15 protein-coding genes and 1 pseudogene are annotated in these 16,070 nt (G+C 66.1%); 7 read left to right on the top strand and 9 right to left on the bottom strand.

The window, feature by feature from the left end; all coding sequences use genetic code 11:
• Positions 1-2 precede the first annotated feature (2 nt).
• Positions 3-1,058, top strand: a complete 1,056-nt coding sequence (locus A5747_RS19125; RefSeq protein ID WP_076127123.1) for an acyl-CoA dehydrogenase family protein — start codon at positions 3-5, stop codon at positions 1,056-1,058.
• 18 nt (positions 1,059-1,076) lie between these two features.
• Positions 1,077-2,270: an acyl-CoA dehydrogenase family protein gene (locus A5747_RS19130; protein WP_076127125.1), complete on the top strand. Its 1,194-nt coding sequence runs from the start codon at positions 1,077-1,079 to the stop codon at positions 2,268-2,270.
• A 36-nt stretch (positions 2,271-2,306) separates the two neighbouring features.
• Here the strand turns inward: A5747_RS19130 and A5747_RS19135 are convergent, their stop codons facing one another.
• From A5747_RS19135 to A5747_RS19155, 5 genes are all read right to left on the bottom strand, one after another.
• A complete protein-coding gene (locus tag A5747_RS19135) occupies positions 2,307-3,029 on the bottom strand; it encodes an NAD(P)-dependent oxidoreductase (RefSeq protein ID WP_076127126.1) in 723 nt (240 codons plus the stop codon).
• 17 nt (positions 3,030-3,046) lie between these two features.
• A complete protein-coding gene (locus A5747_RS19140; RefSeq protein WP_076127129.1) occupies positions 3,047-3,469 on the bottom strand; it encodes a DUF6069 family protein in 423 nt (140 codons plus the stop codon).
• Between the two features lie 117 nt (positions 3,470-3,586).
• The gene (locus A5747_RS19145) at positions 3,587-4,732 is read right to left on the bottom strand and encodes a thiolase family protein (RefSeq protein WP_076127131.1); all 1,146 of its coding nucleotides are present in this window, start codon (positions 4,730-4,732) and stop codon (positions 3,587-3,589) included.
• On the bottom strand, positions 4,729-5,943 hold the full coding sequence (locus A5747_RS19150; RefSeq protein ID WP_076127322.1) for a CaiB/BaiF CoA-transferase family protein: 1,215 nt from the start codon (positions 5,941-5,943) through the stop codon (positions 4,729-4,731). Before A5747_RS19150 ends, A5747_RS19145 begins: the two co-directional genes overlap by 4 nt.
• 21 nt (positions 5,944-5,964) lie before the next feature.
• Positions 5,965-7,173 carry a cytochrome P450 gene (locus tag A5747_RS19155; RefSeq protein ID WP_076127133.1) on the bottom strand — a complete coding sequence of 403 codons (1,209 nt, stop codon included), beginning with the start codon at positions 7,171-7,173 and terminating at the stop codon, positions 5,965-5,967.
• 213 nt (positions 7,174-7,386) lie between these two features.
• Here A5747_RS19155 and A5747_RS19160 point away from each other — a divergent pair, with 213 nt between their 5' ends.
• On the top strand, positions 7,387-8,223 hold the full coding sequence (locus tag A5747_RS19160; RefSeq protein ID WP_076127135.1) for an SMP-30/gluconolactonase/LRE family protein: 837 nt from the start codon (positions 7,387-7,389) through the stop codon (positions 8,221-8,223).
• A 32-nt stretch (positions 8,224-8,255) separates the two neighbouring features.
• On the opposite strand, the gene A5747_RS19165 is transcribed toward A5747_RS19160, so the two are convergent.
• The 3 genes and pseudogenes from A5747_RS19165 to A5747_RS19175 form a co-directional block, all read right to left on the bottom strand.
• Entirely contained in the window at positions 8,256-9,908 is a 1,653-nt protein-coding gene (locus A5747_RS19165) for an acyl-CoA synthetase (RefSeq protein WP_076127324.1), read from the bottom strand.
• Positions 9,905-10,522 (bottom strand): cysteine hydrolase, encoded by a 618-nt coding sequence (locus A5747_RS19170; RefSeq protein ID WP_076127137.1) that lies wholly within the window; start codon positions 10,520-10,522, stop codon positions 9,905-9,907. The genes A5747_RS19165 and A5747_RS19170 overlap by 4 nt, the downstream gene beginning before the upstream one ends.
• A pseudogene (locus A5747_RS19175) lies at positions 10,519-11,510 on the bottom strand (Rieske 2Fe-2S domain-containing protein). The gene A5747_RS19170 and the pseudogene A5747_RS19175 overlap by 4 nt, the downstream one beginning before the upstream one ends.
• Positions 11,511-11,593: 83 nt before the next feature.
• Here A5747_RS19175 and A5747_RS19180 point away from each other — a divergent pair.
• Genes A5747_RS19180 through A5747_RS19195 form a run of 4 tightly spaced genes read left to right on the top strand, consistent with a single transcriptional unit; the run spans position 11,594 to position 14,577 of the window.
• A complete protein-coding gene (locus tag A5747_RS19180) occupies positions 11,594-12,043 on the top strand; it encodes a nuclear transport factor 2 family protein (protein WP_076127139.1) in 450 nt (149 codons plus the stop codon).
• Positions 12,036-13,157: a PHB depolymerase family esterase gene (locus A5747_RS19185; protein ID WP_083667544.1), complete on the top strand. Its 1,122-nt coding sequence runs from the start codon at positions 12,036-12,038 to the stop codon at positions 13,155-13,157. The genes A5747_RS19180 and A5747_RS19185 overlap by 8 nt, the downstream gene beginning before the upstream one ends.
• Entirely contained in the window at positions 13,157-13,537 is a 381-nt protein-coding gene (locus A5747_RS19190) for a nuclear transport factor 2 family protein (protein WP_076127143.1), read from the top strand. The genes A5747_RS19185 and A5747_RS19190 overlap by 1 nt, the downstream gene beginning before the upstream one ends.
• Complete coding sequence (locus tag A5747_RS19195; protein ID WP_198938220.1) at positions 13,534-14,577, top strand: TIGR03857 family LLM class F420-dependent oxidoreductase; 1,044 nt, start codon at positions 13,534-13,536, stop codon at positions 14,575-14,577. The genes A5747_RS19190 and A5747_RS19195 overlap by 4 nt, the downstream gene beginning before the upstream one ends.
• Here A5747_RS19195 and A5747_RS19200 read toward each other — a convergent pair.
• Positions 14,567-16,063, bottom strand: coding sequence for an acyl-CoA carboxylase subunit beta (locus A5747_RS19200; protein WP_076127147.1), 1,497 nt, complete (start codon positions 16,061-16,063; stop codon positions 14,567-14,569). The genes A5747_RS19195 and A5747_RS19200 overlap by 11 nt on opposite strands.
• Positions 16,064-16,070: the final 7 nt, after the last annotated feature.

The raw sequence follows: 16,070 nt of genomic DNA on the forward strand, positions 1-16,070 counted from the left end.
CCATGGACCGCTTCGAATTGCGCAGGCTGGACTACAGCCTGTCCGACGACCACGTGGCCCTGCAAGACGCGTACAGGCAGTTCTTCAAAACCCACTGCTCGATCGAAACGGTGCGCGCCGCAGAGCCTTCCGGCTTCGACAAGAACCTCTGGGAGCGGTTGTGCGCGATGGGCGCGACCACGATGGCGCTGCCGGAATCGTGTGGCGGTGACGGGGCGACGCTGGTCGACCTGACATTGGTGGCCGAAGAGATCGGCCGGTCGCTTGCGCCGGTCCCGTGGATCGACCATGTCTGCGCGGCCCGGTTGCTGGGACGCCTGGGCGCACTGGGCGCCGATACCGCCGGCGTGACCAATGGAGAACAGCTCGCCGCCCTCGATGCGCGCCTCGACGGCGCGCCGGGCCCGCGCCTCATACCGACCGGATCGATCGCCGACCACACCATCATTCGTGACGGCGATCAGGTGGTACGGCTGACTTTCGGCACCCGGCCGGCCAAGGTCGACAACATCGGCCGGCTACCGATGGCGTGGGTGGATCCGGCCGCCGCCGACGCTCAAACGGTCATCGCCGAAGGACCCGACGCGGTCGCGAATTATCAACGGGCCCTGGATGAATGGCGGTTGCTGACCGCGGCGGCCCTGGTCGGCCTGGTCGAGGAAACGATGACCATCGCCGCGGAGTTCGCCAAATCCCGCTACACGCTGGGCGTGCCCATCTCGACGCTGCAGGCGATTTCGCATCCCCTGGCGAACATGGCCATCACCGTCCAGGGCGGACGGAACCTCGCCCGCCGTGCCGCGTGGTTCCTGGACAACGAACCCGACGAACGACCCGAGCTGGCGCCGTCGGCATTCGTGTTCATGGCCGAGGAGGCCGCCAAGGCGGCAACCATGGCAGTGCACATCCAAGGCGGCCTCGGGGTTTCGTCGGAGGCTGCCGCGACGGCGTATCTGGTCCGAGCGAGGGGATGGCCGCTGGCGGGCGGCGACCCGGGTGCCACCGCCCAGCGGGTTGCCGAGATCGTGACCGCCCGAGAATACGCCCCCCAACGGTAGGACAGGAGCAGAAAAGCGATGGATTTCTCCCGGGTTGAGCTGTCCGACGCGGACCAGGCCTTCCTCGACGAGGCGCGGAACTTTCTCGGCACCCACATGACCGAAGAGGTCAGGCGGCGAGACCGCGAGACCGGCGACAACTTCGATGAAGGTCTGCATCTCAAATTCGGTGCCGCGGGCTATTTGGCCAAGGAGTGGAAGCCCGAATCGGAAGGCGGGTTCAGCCGGGTGCATCGGCGCATCTGGGAGCTCGAGAAGCGCCGGGCGCACGTGCCGTGGGTGACGTGGGGGACCACCGCCATGGTGGCGCGCTCGGTGCAGAAGTTCGGATCACCGGAAGTTCGCGACGAGGTGCTGCCCAAGGTCTTCAGCGGCGAGGTTCGGCTGTGCCTGGGCTACACCGAACCCGAAGGCGGCTCCGACGTCGCCACCTGCAAAACCCGGGCGGTGCGGGAGGCCGATGGATCTAGCTGGGTGATCAATGGCTCCAAGATGTTCACCACCGGCGCGCACAACTGCCAGTACGTCTTTCTGATCACCAACACCGACCCCGGCGCGCCGAAACACAAGAGCCTGACCATGTTTCTGGTGCCACTGGATAGCCCGGGCATCGAAATCCAGGGCATCCGCACGGTCGACGGCGACCGGACCAACATCGTCTACTACAGCGACGTCCGCGTTGACGACAAGTATCGGCTCGGCGACGTGAACGCGGGCTGGACGGTGCTGCGGGAGCCACTCAACACCGAGCACGGCGCGGTCGCCGCCGCGCCCGACGGGCTGCAGGACACGTCGATCATGATGCACCAAGCCGGTTCGCTGGCCGAGGCGGTGGACAAGGCCGTGGTGCGCGTGGCGCAGCCCGGCCCCGACGGCCGCCGGCTCGTCGATGACAAGTCGGTCGCGTACCGACTGGGCCGCAGCTTCTCTCGGCTGGAGGCGGCGCTGTCGTCCCCGAACATCTACGGCAGAGTCGCCATCGCGCAAACGATGCGGGAGATCTCCCCGGAGCTGATGGACATCCTCGGAGCGGCGTCGGCCCTGCCATATGGGACCGACGGGGCCGCCGACGACGGCAGCGCGGAATACGCCTACCGGTTCGCTCCCTTGGTCGGAATCTACGGCGGCACGCTAGAGGTGTTCCGAAACATGATCGGCCAGTACGCGCTTGGGCTGGGCAAGCCCGCCTACGCGCCGCCGAAAGTTTCCTGAGGCTGCGCGGCGCCGGTCGTCAATATCGTTGCGGTCCTAAGGCGACGCCGCGGCATTCGTCGCCTGCGCGTCGCTCTTGAAGGCCTCGCGTCGGATCATTTCCCACACCGTGGGCGTGTGCTCGGTCGTAGAGACAACGACCGCCTTCCGCCTTGCCGTCCCGTCTTGGGCAAGTTTGACGAGGTAGTCCGCCAGGTCGATGCGCGCCGTGAATGCGCCTACCGGATCCACTTCTCCAGCAACATAATTGGTAACCTCAGGCAAATCGAACAATCCCGACGGACGCACGATCGTCCAGTCGAGGCCGCTCTCGCGCACCAACGCGTCCATCCGCCGGATGTCGTCGTAGACAGTCTTACCAATTGTGCGGGTGATGATCGGCTCAAAAAGCCGCAGCATCAGGGGCGCTTGGCGGCGGGCTGGCGCAGGGTAGGCTCCGGTGGAGCTCACGACGACGAGCCGATCGACGCCGGTTTCGCGCATCGCGTTCACGACGTTGCCGGTGCCCACCGAATACGTGTCGACGGGCTGGCGGGTGAACGGCACACCGAGCGTCGATAGCACGGCATCGGCGCCGCCGACTATCCCGGTGAGGCCCTCGCGTCGCGCGTCCGCGCCGGCTACCGTCAGCCGCGGATCGGTGATGGGAAAGTCGTCGGGCCGCCGGGTTACGGCAGTCGCTGAGTGACCGGCGTCGAGCACGCGCCGCGTCAGCAGCCTCCCGGTCAATCCATTGGCACCGAAAATCACGATATGCATGAGAACTCCTTCGATAGTTACCGGCGGCGGGTTGCCGCCTTGTGCCGCTGAGGCAGAGCGGGGATCAGGACCGCTGCGGCCACACAGTGCAGCGCGGTCAACATGAGTTGGGTGCCTAGGTTCGCGGTCGTCCGGAAGACCGGCACGATGGATACCACCAGAACGACCAGGCTCAGCGCGATCCACATGCTTCGGGGAGATGAGGCGTAGCGCTCTAGCAGCGCGATCGCGATCCAGCCGGCTATGCCCGCGGCCACGGTGGCGACGATGGTCAGCGCGAGGGTGATTTCCCGGCTGCCGATCGGCGTATCCACTATGTAGTCAACGTGGGCTTTCCGGCCCAACACCCACGCCAGACCGGTTGCCGCGGCGGCGATCGCGACGACGCCGACACGACCGGCGCGCCACCGCACCGCGAGTTGTCCAGTCAAATGCGACATCGCAATTCCTTCCGCCGAGCTGCTTTGCGGGAAGCGATTTTTCCCGCTCGCTACTACGACGAAACGGCCCGCGCGAAAGTTACAGGCGATCTGCGGGATGACGGGCTGGGCGCTGCGTCAGGTCGTCAAAATCGTGGCGGCGGCGGTGCCCGGCGCCCCGTATAGCTGAGCGAACCCGACCTTCGGATTGCCCGGGACCTGCCGGTCACCGGCCTCGTCGCGGAGTTGGCGAACGATTTCATGAATCTGGCGCAATCCGGAGGCGCCGATCGGCTCACCGTTGGCGATCAGCCCACCATCGGTATTGACGGGCATCGCACCGCCGATCTCGGTGGCGCCGTCGGCGAGTAGCTTCTGCTGATCACCGTGCGCGCAGAATCCGCATTCGGCCATGTGGATGATCTCGGCGCCGGCGTCGGTGTCCTGCAGCTGAATCACGTCGACATCGTCGGGCGCCACGCCGGCCCTTTCGAATGCGGCCTGCGCCGCGTAAACGGTCGGCGACACGTCCTCGTCGACCGGGGCGAAGGTTGTATTGACCTCGTAAGCGCCGTAGCGGCGGGTGCGCACCTCCGCTGCCCGCAGGTATACCGGTTTGGAGGTGTAGCGGTGTGCGATATCGGCCCTGCACATCACCGCGGCCGCGGCGCCCTCGTCGGGTGCGCAAAACATGTACTGGGTCAATGGGTAGTTGAGGACCGGCGAACTCAGGATCTGGTCCTCGGGGATTGGCTTGCGGCGAAAGGCGTTGGGGTTCAACGCTCCATTGCGGAAGTTCTTGGCGGCGACCTTGGCGAGCGTCTCCTGAGAGATGTTGTGTTCGTGCAAATAGCGGTTCGCCTTCATTCCGAAGAACTTGGTGGTCAGGTACTGCCCGTTCTCGGCATACCATCTCGGCATACCCACCAGCGCAGGGTCTTCGGTGAACGCTCCGCGCGGGTGCTTGTCCAAGCCAACGGCGATGCCGATGTCGTAGTCGCCCAACCGGATCCCATCGGCACACGCCTTGACGGCGCTGGCCGCGGTCGCGCAGGCGTTGAACACATTGGTGAACGGGATGCCGGTCAGACCGACCATGGCGACGATTGCGTCGGGGTTGGCCACCGTCCAGCTGCCACCGGTGGCGAACTGGATGTCCTGCCATGCGACGCCGGCGTCGGCGACGGCGGCAAAAATCGCATCGGCTCCCATCTGCATCGCGGATTTGCCCTCGAACCGACCGAACGGGTGCAGCCCAACCCCAATAACGGCAACGTCGTTCATGCGATGGCTCCGGCCTCCTTCAATTCGGCGATGCGATCCCAGTCCATGCCGAGCTCCATCAGAACGATCTCGGTGTGCTCGGAGGCCTGGGGAGCCCGGGTAGTCACCAGCGGCTCGTGGTTGAACTGCACGGGCCCGCGCACGACCTTGAACGGTTCGCCGCCGCTCGCGAGCTCGACCTCGCTGATCATGTCGTTGGCGATGGCCTGCTCGTCGCTGGCCAGATCGATCAGGCTCTGGAACGGTGCCCACTGACCTTTCATCGTTTTCAGGTGCTGGCGCCAGTATTCAAATGGCTTGCCGGCGAAGGCCTTCGCGATCAGTTCGGCGGCGGCGTCGGCGTTCTGTATCAACGGGAGCACGTCCGCGAAGCGGGGATCGTCGGCGGCCTCGGGGATGCCGAGATGCTCGAAGGTGTCGCGGATCAATCCGGTTGGGCTGATGATGCACAGGTTGATGGTGCCGCCGTCGGAGGTTTCGTAGTTGCCCATGAACGGATTGACCGACGGCGCGCCGGAACCCGGCATGAACGTGCGCATGACCTCGCCGGTTTCCATGCCCTGCGTCACGCTCGCCCCCGCCGCCCACCAAGCGGTGCTCAGCAACGACACGTCGAGCTCGAGGGCCTCGCCGGTGCGCTCACGATGCAGCAACGCGGCCGAGATGCCGCCGGCGATGAACATGCCGCCGATGGAATCGCCGAACGCGGGAATGCCCTGTCCCAGTGCGCCGCCCAGCTCCTCGGGTGTCAGCGCGTATCCGATGCCACTGCGCGTCCAGAACGCCGTCCCGTCGTACCCGCCGACGTCACGCTCGGCGCCCTTGTCGCCGTAGGCGGAACCGCGGGCATACACGATGTTGGGGTTCGCCGCGCGGATGTGTTCCACGTCGAATTTGTGCTTCTGCCGCTGCGCGGGCATGTAGTTGGTCAGGAACACGTCGGACGTCTTGGCCAGTTCGTAGATCACTTCCTGGCCGCCCGGGGTGGAAACATCGATCCCGATGCTGCGCTTGCCCCGGTTAGGGTGCTCCATCAACGGGTGCCGGTCCGGATCGACCTGGATGCCGCCCATGTTGAGGAAGCCGCGCTGGGTGTCGCCGCGCACCGGGTGCTCGACTTTGAGGACGTCCGCGCCCCAGTCGGCGAGGATGGCCCCCGCCGCGGGGACGAACGTGAACTGCGCAAGCTCCAGGACCCGAAAGCCCTCCATTACCTTGACCATTCCCGGACCCTACTTCGCGTCGAACGTGACCGGAAGCGCCGTCGGCGAACGGAAGGGTTGACCGTGGATGTGTGGGTCGTCGTCCGCCAGCAGGTTGATGTTGGCCAACCGATTCAGCAGGCATTCGAGGGCGACGCGGGTTTCCAGCCGCGCCAGGTGCAGGCCCAGACACGTGTGCTCGCCGGCGGCGAAGGAGATGTGCGGCACATGCTTGCGGAAGATGTCGAACTCCTCCGAACGCTCCCAGCGTTGCTCGTCGCGATTCGCGGAGCCGATGCACACGCCGATCACCGAGCGTGCCGGAATCGCAACGCCTTCCACTTCGGTGTCCTCGGTGGTGAACCGCTGCACGGTGGTCAGCGGCGTCTCGAATCGCAGTCCCTCCTCGATGGCCTGGGGGATCAGTTCGTGGTCGGCTTGCAGCGCGGCGAATTGGTCCGGATGTGTCAGGAGCAGATACAGCAGGTTTCCCGACGACCGGTACGTGGTCTCCAATCCGGCGGGCAGCAGCAGTCGCAGGAAGGAGTAGATGGCTTCGTCGCTGAGCTTTTCGCCGTCGATCTCGGCGGTGACCAGGTCGCCGATGATGTCCTCGGTGGGTTTGGATTTGCGCCGCTCGATCTGCTCGACGAAGTAGTCCTTGAGCGCCGCCGACGCCTCGAAGGCCCGCTCATAGTTGACGTGGTAGCTGATCAACTCCACGGCCCGCTGGTGGAACATTCCCAGGTCTTCGTCGGGCAGGCCGAGCAGCCGGGCGATGACGCGGGTGGGGAACTCGAAGGTGAAATTCCGGACCAGATCCGCCGTTCCGGCGTCGATGAACTCGTCGATCAACGCGTTGCAGACCGGCCGCACGATGGCGGGCTCCCATTGCGCCAGCGCCTTCGACTTGAAAGCGGCGGAGACCAGGTTGCGATGATCGCGATGCTTCTTTCCCTCCATCGCCAGGATGGTGGGACCCATGAACAGGCCGATCGTTTTGTCGTAGGGCTCGGAGCTGAAGACCCGGCCGTCGCGGAACACCGTGTTGACCGCGTTGAAGGAAACCGCGGAATACTCCCGCTTGGGCATCAGGGATTCCGGTGTCTTCGAGTAGTCCATGACGGTGCCGCGGAAAGCGCCGGCCTGCCTGCGCTTATGGGCGAAGAAGGGGTAGGGGTCGCGCAGGCTGACGGTTTCGTCGCCGGTGCCGGCGGCGGCGTGAACGTTGGTCGTCACCTGATCTCCAACATCATGGCCTTGAATGGACGGTCCTCGCGTACGATCGTACTGTAATTATTACAGTAGACAATATGGGCGATGCACTGGACGGCGTGGTTCGCGGCTGATCGGAATTAGTGGCGGCACCGTCTACGTCTTCCGTAACATCATTTCTCAGCACTGGTTGGGTCTGGGCCACGCGACCCATTCATCGCTGAAGAAGGTGACCTGATGACGATCGAAATGATCGCTGATGGTTTGGGATTCACCGAAGGGCCCGCCTACCTGCCCGACGGTAGGTTTGCGTTGGTCTCGGTTAGCCACGGCTGCGTGTACATCCTCGACCCAGGCGGGGGTTCACCGGAAAGGATCGACACTGGCGGCGGGCCCAACGGTCTGTGCGTCGGGTCCGAGGGAGCCATCTACGTCGCCCAGAACGGCGGCGATTTTGGCGCCGACGCGAAAGCCGAGCCTGGCGTGCAGGTCATCCGCGACGGCCGAGTCGACACCCTCGCTGATGGCATGGACGCGCCGAACGATCTCGTATTCGGGCCTGATGGTCAACTTTGGGTCACCGACACCCGCGCCGAAATGGAATTCTTTCATCCCGACGAAAGCAAGCCCGGATGGGTGTGGACCGTTGATACCGCCACCGGCGCAAAAGAGTTGGTCCTCGAATCGGGGCCGGTTTGGATCAATGGCCTTGGTTTCAGCCCGGATTCGACCGGACTGTTGGTGACCGCGACGTCCGGCGCGCAACTCCTGCGTTATCCAATGGGAGCGACGGGCTCGCCCGATGGCCACGCAGGTGAGGTGGTATGCACATTTGAGCAGGCATGGCCGGCGGGAATGGCGGTTCGGGCCGACGGAGCATCTTGGGTGGCGTTGACAGCCGGAGACAGGCTCGACCTCGTCGGCGAGACGGGCGAAATCCTGGATGTGGTGGTAACGCCCCATGGGGCGCTTCCGACGAACGTGTGCCTGAGCCCGGTGTCCGCGGACGAATTGCTCGTCACCGCCGCGCATCTCCAGGCACTATTGAGAATCCGGCTGCCACATCGTGGGTAAGCCAGGCAAGCGCCTGGCTGCTGGCTGAGCTGTCAACCGTTCTCTGCCTGCTCGCGCGCCCACCGGTAGTCGGCCTTGCCCGACGGGCTGCGCTCGACGGCCGGACGGAACACGATCGCCTTGGGAAGTTTGTAGCGAGCCAGGGATTGGGCGGCGTGTGCGACCAGCTCGTCGGCGCTGGCTTCGGCGCCTTCGGCCAGCGCGACCACGGCAACGACCTCCTGGCCCCACCGCTCGCTCGGCCGCCCGGCCACAACCACATCGGCGACCGCGGGATGCGACGCGATCGCGGTCTCGACCTCCTCGACGAAGATCTTCTCGCCCCCGGAATTGATCGTCACCGAATCGCGGCCCAGCAACTCGATGCTGCCGTCGGCGCGGTGGCGGGCCCGGTCGCCGGGGATCGCATAGCGCACGCCGTCGATCACCGGAAATGTCTTCGCAGTCTTCGCCGCGTCGCCCTTGTAACCCAACGGAACATAGCCCCGCTGCGCCAGCCAGCCCATGCCGTCGTGTCCCGGCGGCAGGATCGCACTCAAGTCCTCGGCCGCCACGAAGGTGTCTGGTCCGGCGTTGAAGGTTCCGGTCGACACCGCCCCCGACGACGACAGGTGGTGCATCTGCGCACCGGTCTCCGACGATCCGACACCATCGACGACGACGGCGTTGGGCAGCGCTTCGATCAAGCGCTGCTTGACGTACGGGGTGAGCAACGCGCCGCCGTTGGCGATCACGCCTAACGACGACACGTCGGCTGTGCCCTTCTCGATGGCGGCAAGCAGCGGCCGCGCCATCGCGTCGCCCACAACGGTCACCACGGGCAGTCGTTCCCGCTCGATGGTGCGCACCACTTCGTCGGCGTCCAAATGGTCGACGACGGAAGGGAAGACGACGGATTGCCCGGTCGTGATCGCCATCATCACGCTCCACTGGGCCGCACCGTGGATCAGCGGCGGCAGGATCATCAACTTTGTGCCGGGGCCCGCGACCACCCCCGCCGTGATCTCGTCGATGGAGCCGAAGGGCTCCCCGGTCATCAGGCTGCGCCCGCCGAACGACGTCATGAAGATGTCATGCTGGCGCCACAGCACACCCTTCGGCATCCCCGTGGTGCCACCGGTGTACAGGACGTACAAGTCGTCGGGCGAATGCCGCACCGGTGGCGGCGCGGGCGAACTCGAGGCGACGACGGTCTCGTAATCCACTGCGCCGTAGACCAAGTCGTTGCCTGAGTCGTCGGCGATCTGAATCAGCACGCGTAGCTGCGGAAGATCCGGCAGCACCTCGGCCACGCGCGGCGCAAACGCGGAATGGTAGATCAGCGCGGTCGCCCCAGAGTCTGCCAGCAGGTACTGCAGCTCGCTCTTGACGTACCGGAAGTTGACGTTGAAGGGCGCAACTCGCGCGGCGAACGTGCCGAGCAACGCCTCGACGAACTCATTCCCGTTGTAGGCGTAGATGCCCAGCAGATCCTGGCCCACCTGGTGGCCGGCGAGCGCTGAGCGTTCTGTGTGACATCCCAGTCCCCGCGAGTGCAGGTAGGAGGCGAGCCGGTTCGATCGCTCGAGGATTTGCGCGTAGGTGTAGCGCCGCTCGCCTTGAATCAGCAACTCCCGATCGGGAATCGCGGCGGCGACGGCTGTCGCGACGGCTGGCACCGTGAATTGTGTTGCGGTGTCGGTCATGGCTGCGTCCATACTCCGAGCAGGTCGTCGGTGGCGGTGATGGTCGCCAGCAGCGACAGAGTGTTGGCGATAATGGCCTCTCCATATTCGGTCGGGATGCCGGCGACGGCATCACGGGGCACGATGACGCGATAGGCGGCGTTGACCGCATCCATGACAACATTGGGTATCGCGATATTCAGCGAAACGCCGACCACCACGATGGTGGATACTCCGAGGTTCCGCAGCACCGCGTCAAGGTCGGTACCGCCCATCGGTCCGACGCCGTGCCACCGACTCAGCACCAGATCCGTTGGTTCGGGACCCAATTCGGGCAGCACCGAAGCGCCGGGCGTGCCGGGGACTATGTCTACCTCGCCGCGCCCGAGCGCAAAGATCTTCGCGTTGTGGCTGGAGCCGAGCCCGTCGGGCCGTCGCTGCACCAGGCAGTGCACGACGCGCACACCGGCCGCCCGCGCCACCGGCAGCAGCCGCACGATGTTGGGCAGCGCGACGCGACGCGCCTCCTTCGCGAGCGCGGCCAGGCCAGCGTGTGGGCCGATGACCGCGCCCTGGCATTCCTGCGTGACGATCGCGGTGTGCGCGGGCGCCGCCAGGTCCTTCAGTGCCATCATGCGGGCACTTCGTAGAATTGGGTCGCCCACTTGCGCAGTGCCATATACCCTTTCGCGTCGACCTTGGAGAGCGGCGGGCGTTCCACGTATTTCTGATAGCGCCAGATCTGCAGATCGTCGAAGACTGTGGACAGGAACTGTTTTTCGATGACCTCGCGCAGCTTGCCCTGCGGCACGTCGGAGCTGTCGCCGGGGATTCGGGGCCACCAGATCGAGTAGAAGAGATCGGAGCACCCGTCGTCGACCGGTGTGCAGGTGAAGATCAACCGATGGTTCTGCGCGCCCTCGAAGACGCTGATCGCCCCGCCCAGACCGAACAGGTGGCTGTGGAATCGCAGCGCGAGGTCCTCCGGGTCGTCGCTGCTGGCGTCCGGCCAACCCGCGACGAATTGCCATTCGTGGTCGACGATCTTCCAGTCCAGCACCCGGGGCGTCACGGTGGCGTGGTGGACGTACTCGAAATGGGCGCTGTCGGGGGCGTTCTCCGCCACGATCTGCGGGTGTACCGGTTCGCGCTCCGCGCGCCGGGAGAACTCCGGATACGCCCGGTAATAGGCCGCCGGGTCGGTCTCGAATTGAGGGAATTTGCGGAAGATGTCCGGCATCTCCCACTGCGGCTCCTTGCCGTCCGGCTGATGCCAGACGAACACGCAGTCGTACTGCTCCCGCACGGGAAACACCCGCAGCCGCAGCGCGCGGTTGGGCCGCTCCGGCTGATAGGGGATGTGTCGATTGGTGCCGTCGGGGCCCCAGCGCCACCCATGGAAGGGGCACTGCACGCAGTCGCCCACTACCGTGCGCCGTGGCCGATGTGCGCGCCCAGGTGTTTGCAGTGCGCCTCCAGGACATGCAGCTCACCCGACTCGTCGCGGTAGGCCACCAGATCCTCGCCGAAATAGCGCAGCGGCCGCACCTCGCCGATCGGGAATTCGGGCGACCACCCGACCATGAACCACCCGGTTACCTTCCAGGTGAAGGGCACTTTCACGCGGGTGCCTCCCGTGAGCGTTGATACTAAGTCCGTTACAGTATAGATTTCAGCAGTTCGGTCGGTGCGCGGCAAGGAGCGAAATGACGACAGCGGCTGACGAGCTCGAAGCGATCCGGCAACTCAAGGCGCGCTACTGCAGATTTCTGGACGCCAAAGACGCCGAGGGCTGGCGCGGCGTGTTCACCACCGACGTGGTGGTGCACCTGGATATGGCGGTCTCCACCGGTGGGGCCGACCCCCAGACGGCGCCGCCACTCGAGGGTGTGGACAACTTCGTCCCGATGGTGCTGGGCGGGCTCGAGAACGCGGCCACCATGCACCACTGCCACACCCCGGAGATCACCCTCACCTCGGGCACCACCGCGACGGGCATCTGGGCGATGGAAGATTGGATCGTCTTCGGCGATGGCCACGAATTGCACGGGGCCGGCCACTACCGCGAGACGTACGAGAAGCGGGACGGCAACTGGCTGATCAAGACGCTGCATCTGACCCGAACCATCCTGAAGCTCAGTGATGGCGGTGGCTAAGGCATTGAGCGGTTTGGGCCTCGCAGCCCGCGAGCTGGGCATGGTGCTGCCGCGTACGGTGTCGGGTCTCAACGAGTCGACGGGCTGGGTCCCGGTGTCGCGGCGCGGCGTGCGTCAGTTCGGCGAGGTCATGCTGGACGAGCTGGTGCTGAGTGGCTTCTCGCTGCTGGGCGGGGTGCCCGGTCCGCTGCGGTCGCTAAGTTCGTGCTCCGCGGCGGCCGAGGAGCTGTCGGAGCTGGGCATCGACCATGCGCACGCCGATCCAAAACCGTTGCGGGTGACGTCGTTACGGCGGCGGCGGATCGCGGGACTGGCGTACGAGCGGATGATGTTCGAGCACGATCCGGCGCTGCCGCGGTCGCTGGAAGCCGAGGGTCTGGGTGGCCCGGCGCGCGCGGTGGTGCATGTGTGTCGGCATCGCGACGGTCCGAGGCCGTGGCTGGTATGGGTGCACGGCGCCGGCCAAGGCGGCACGGAAGACCTGTTGTTGTCTCGAATCGGCCGGATCCATCACGGGCTGGGGTTCAACGTCGCGATGCCGGTGCAGCCCGGCCACGGCTGCCGACGCCGCGAATGGCCCGCTTACCCGGACATGGATCCGCTGGGCAACGTCGCAGGCATGATGCGCGCGGTCTCGGAGGTGCGCGCGGTGGTGCGATGGGCGCAGCCGCAGGCCACCGCCGTTGTGGTGGCAGGGATTTCGATGGGCACCCCGGTTGCCGCGCTGGTTTCGCATCTGGAGAGGCAGATCGACGCGGTCGCGCTGTATACACCGATCCTGGGCCTCAACGCGATGATCGCGCGACACCTGGTGCGGTGGGGTCCGTCGCGTAACGGGTTCCGGGAGCTATTGGGGTCCCCCGAGATCGCGCAGCTGACCTCGGTGATCGACCCGCTCGCGGCCGACCCCGCCCCGCCCCCGCACCGCCGGCTCATCGTCGGGGCGTGGCACGACCGAATGGCGATGCGCGAGCCCGCGATTGCGCTGCAGGAACGCTGGGGCGGGCAGCTGCACTGGTACGACGGCGGCCATGTCGGCCACGTGTTCTCCCGACGCGTGCAGCGGGTGACCGAGCGATTCCTGCGCGGGGTCGTCGACGAGGCCGCCGGCTGATGGCGGCCGTTCGGACCGCGCGCGAAGTGGTCGAACTCTACAACCTCGTGGTCTGGAACGAACGCGACCTGACGCTGGCCGAGGAGTTGTTCGCCGACAACGTGATTCGACACGAGGTGGGGGAGGCGCACACCCTGACCCGGGAGCAGGCCGTCAATCGCGTCAAGGACCTCTGGGAGTTGTTCGACAGCTTGCGCTTCGATTTGAACATCGTTGTTGCCGGCGACGACGGTGAGCACGTCGCGATCGTCTACGACTCGACGATGACCACCAAGGACGGGACCGGTACCGACGTCGCCAGCATCGAGGTGTTCCGCGTCGTCGACGGCAAGATCATCGAGGTCTGGAATTGCGGCTACAAGCAAGGGGTTTGGAATTGAGCGATCGTGCGCTGGACGAATTGGGCTACTACCTGCTGGCCGGGGCCGGGGGCGAGGGACCAGCGACCTTGATGGACGAGGCGCGCCGCGGCGAGGAGCTGGGCTTCGGCACCGCGTTCATCTCCGAGCGCTGGAACGTCAAGGAGGCCTCGTCGCTCGTCGGGGCCGCGTGCGCGGTGACCAACCGGATGCAGATCGCCACGGCCGCAACCAATCACAACACCCGTCATCCGCTGATCACCGGATCGTGGGCCACCACCATGCACCGCCTTTCCCGCGGGCGATTCACCCTGGGCATCGGCCGCGGCATCGCCGCAATCTACGGAGCGTTCGGCATTCCCGCGGTCACGACCGCACAGATGGAGGATTGGGCCCGGGTCATGCGCCGGCTCTGGCATGGCGAGGTGATCTTCAACCACGACGGCCCGATGGGCAAGTACCCGATCCTGTTTCTGGATCCGGACTTCGACGAAGACATTCGCCTCGCGTTGGTGGCCTTTGGGCCTCAGACGCTCGCGCTCGGCGGCCGGGTTTTCGACGACGTCATCCTGCACACCTACTTCACCCCGGAGACGTTGCAGCGCTGCGTCAAAACGGTGAAGTCGGCGGCGGAAAAGGCCGGCCGCGATCCCGACAGCGTCCGGGTGTGGTCGTGCTTTGCGACGGTCGGTGACCACCTTCCCGAGCAGTTGCGGCTGAAGAAGACCGTCGCGCGCCTGGCCACCTATCTGCAGGGCTACGGCGACCTATTGGTGCAGACCAATAAGTGGGACCCCGCTGTGCTGCAACGCTTTCGGGAAGACGCGGTGGTGACGTCGATCGCGGGCGGGATCGATCACAAGGCCACACCAGAGCAGATCGAGCACATCGCCACGCTGATACCCGACGAATGGCTGGAACCGTCGGCCACCGGATCTGCGGACCAGTGTGTGGACCGCATCCGTAACGAATTCGACTACGGGGCCGACGCGGTGATCCTGCACGGGGCGACGCCCGACGAGCTCGAGCCCGTCGTCGCGGCGTATTGCCTCACGGCATGATGACGGTTCGGGTCACGGGTTCGGCGGCGGCCTGCCGGCTGGACAGGCCGCGCAGCAGGGCTGCGAGCAACGCGTCACGGGTCTCGCGGGGGTCGATGAGTTCGTCGAATCCCATACCCTCGGCCGACCGGTACGACGCCTGCAGCTCGGCGTTGCGCAGTTTTTCCGACAGGTCCTCGCCGGCGTGCGACGCCCTGCTCAGCGCCGCCGCGCTCATGGCGCCCATCGTCGCGCCGGGGTAGGCGAAGGTCGCGACCTGGTGGTCGAACCCCAGCAGCGACATCACCATCGAACCGAACCCGTAGGCCTTGCGCAGCGTGAGGTGCAGCTTCAACGTGGTGGCCGCCGTCTGCGCGGCGAACATTCGGGCCCCGGCGCGCAGCACGCCGCTGCGCTCGGACCGACTGCCGGGCAGCATCCCGGGGTTGTCGGCGAGGAAGACGATCGGCAGGTGGAACGAGTCGGCCACCATGATGAAGTGCGCCGCCTTGTCCGCGGCGGCGGCGTCGATGGAGCCGGCCAGCACCTGGGGCTGGTTGGCCACCACCGCTACCGGATGGCCGCCGAGATGGGCCAGCGCGCAGATGATCGCCTTGCCGTAGTGCGGCTGGACCTCGAACCAGTCCGGCCGGTCGAAGATCACGTCGAGCACGGCACGCATGTCGTAGACCCGTCGGTTGTCGCGGGAGACGATGTCGAGCAGCTCCGGTGTCCGCCGCGGCTCGCTGGTCTGGCCGGCGGTCAGCGACGGCGGGTAGGACCAGGCGCTTGGCGGGAAGTACGACAGGTAGCGACGGATGTCGTCGAGCACGGCTTCGTCGTCCTCGGCGACGTTGTGGATCACCCCGCTGGGCAAAGCGACGTCGGGTCCGCCGAGGTCCTCCTTCGAGATGTCTTCTCCGGTGGACTCTTTGACGACCGGGGGCCCGGCGGTGAAGATCGCGCCCTGGGCGCTCATGATTCGGAAGTCGCACACCGGGGCCACCAACGCGCCATGGCCGGCCGAGGGGCCGAGGACGGCGGCGACGGTCGGCACACGACCCGAGCACTGCGCCTGGGCCAGCAGGTCGGTCGGGCTGCGGCCGTAGTGCCCACCGGTGGGACGAAAGCCCGCGCCCTCGAGCAGCATCACCAGCGGAATTTTGTCGCGCAGCGCCAGTTCCGCAATGCGGTATCGCTTGGAGTTGCCTCCGGGTCCGATGCTGCCGGCCATCGTGGTGAAGTCCTCGGCGCCCAGCATCACCGGCGAGCCATTGATCGCACCGGAGCCCACGACGAGCCCGTCGGCCGCGACCTCACCGCCGACGAGGGTACCGAGCTCGCGGAACGTGCCGGGGTCGAGCAGGTGCTCGATCCGCGCGCGGGCGTCGAGCTTGCCCTTGCCGCGGTGCTTGTCGAGGCGCTCCGGGCCGCCCATGGCCAACGTGCGCTGGCGCCGACGGTCGAGATCCTCGAGCGTCTCGTCCCAGTCCTGGGCTTTCGTCATGCTTCTG

This window comes from Mycobacterium sp. IS-836, assembly GCF_001954275.1.
Classification (GTDB): domain Bacteria; phylum Actinomycetota; class Actinomycetes; order Mycobacteriales; family Mycobacteriaceae; genus Mycobacterium.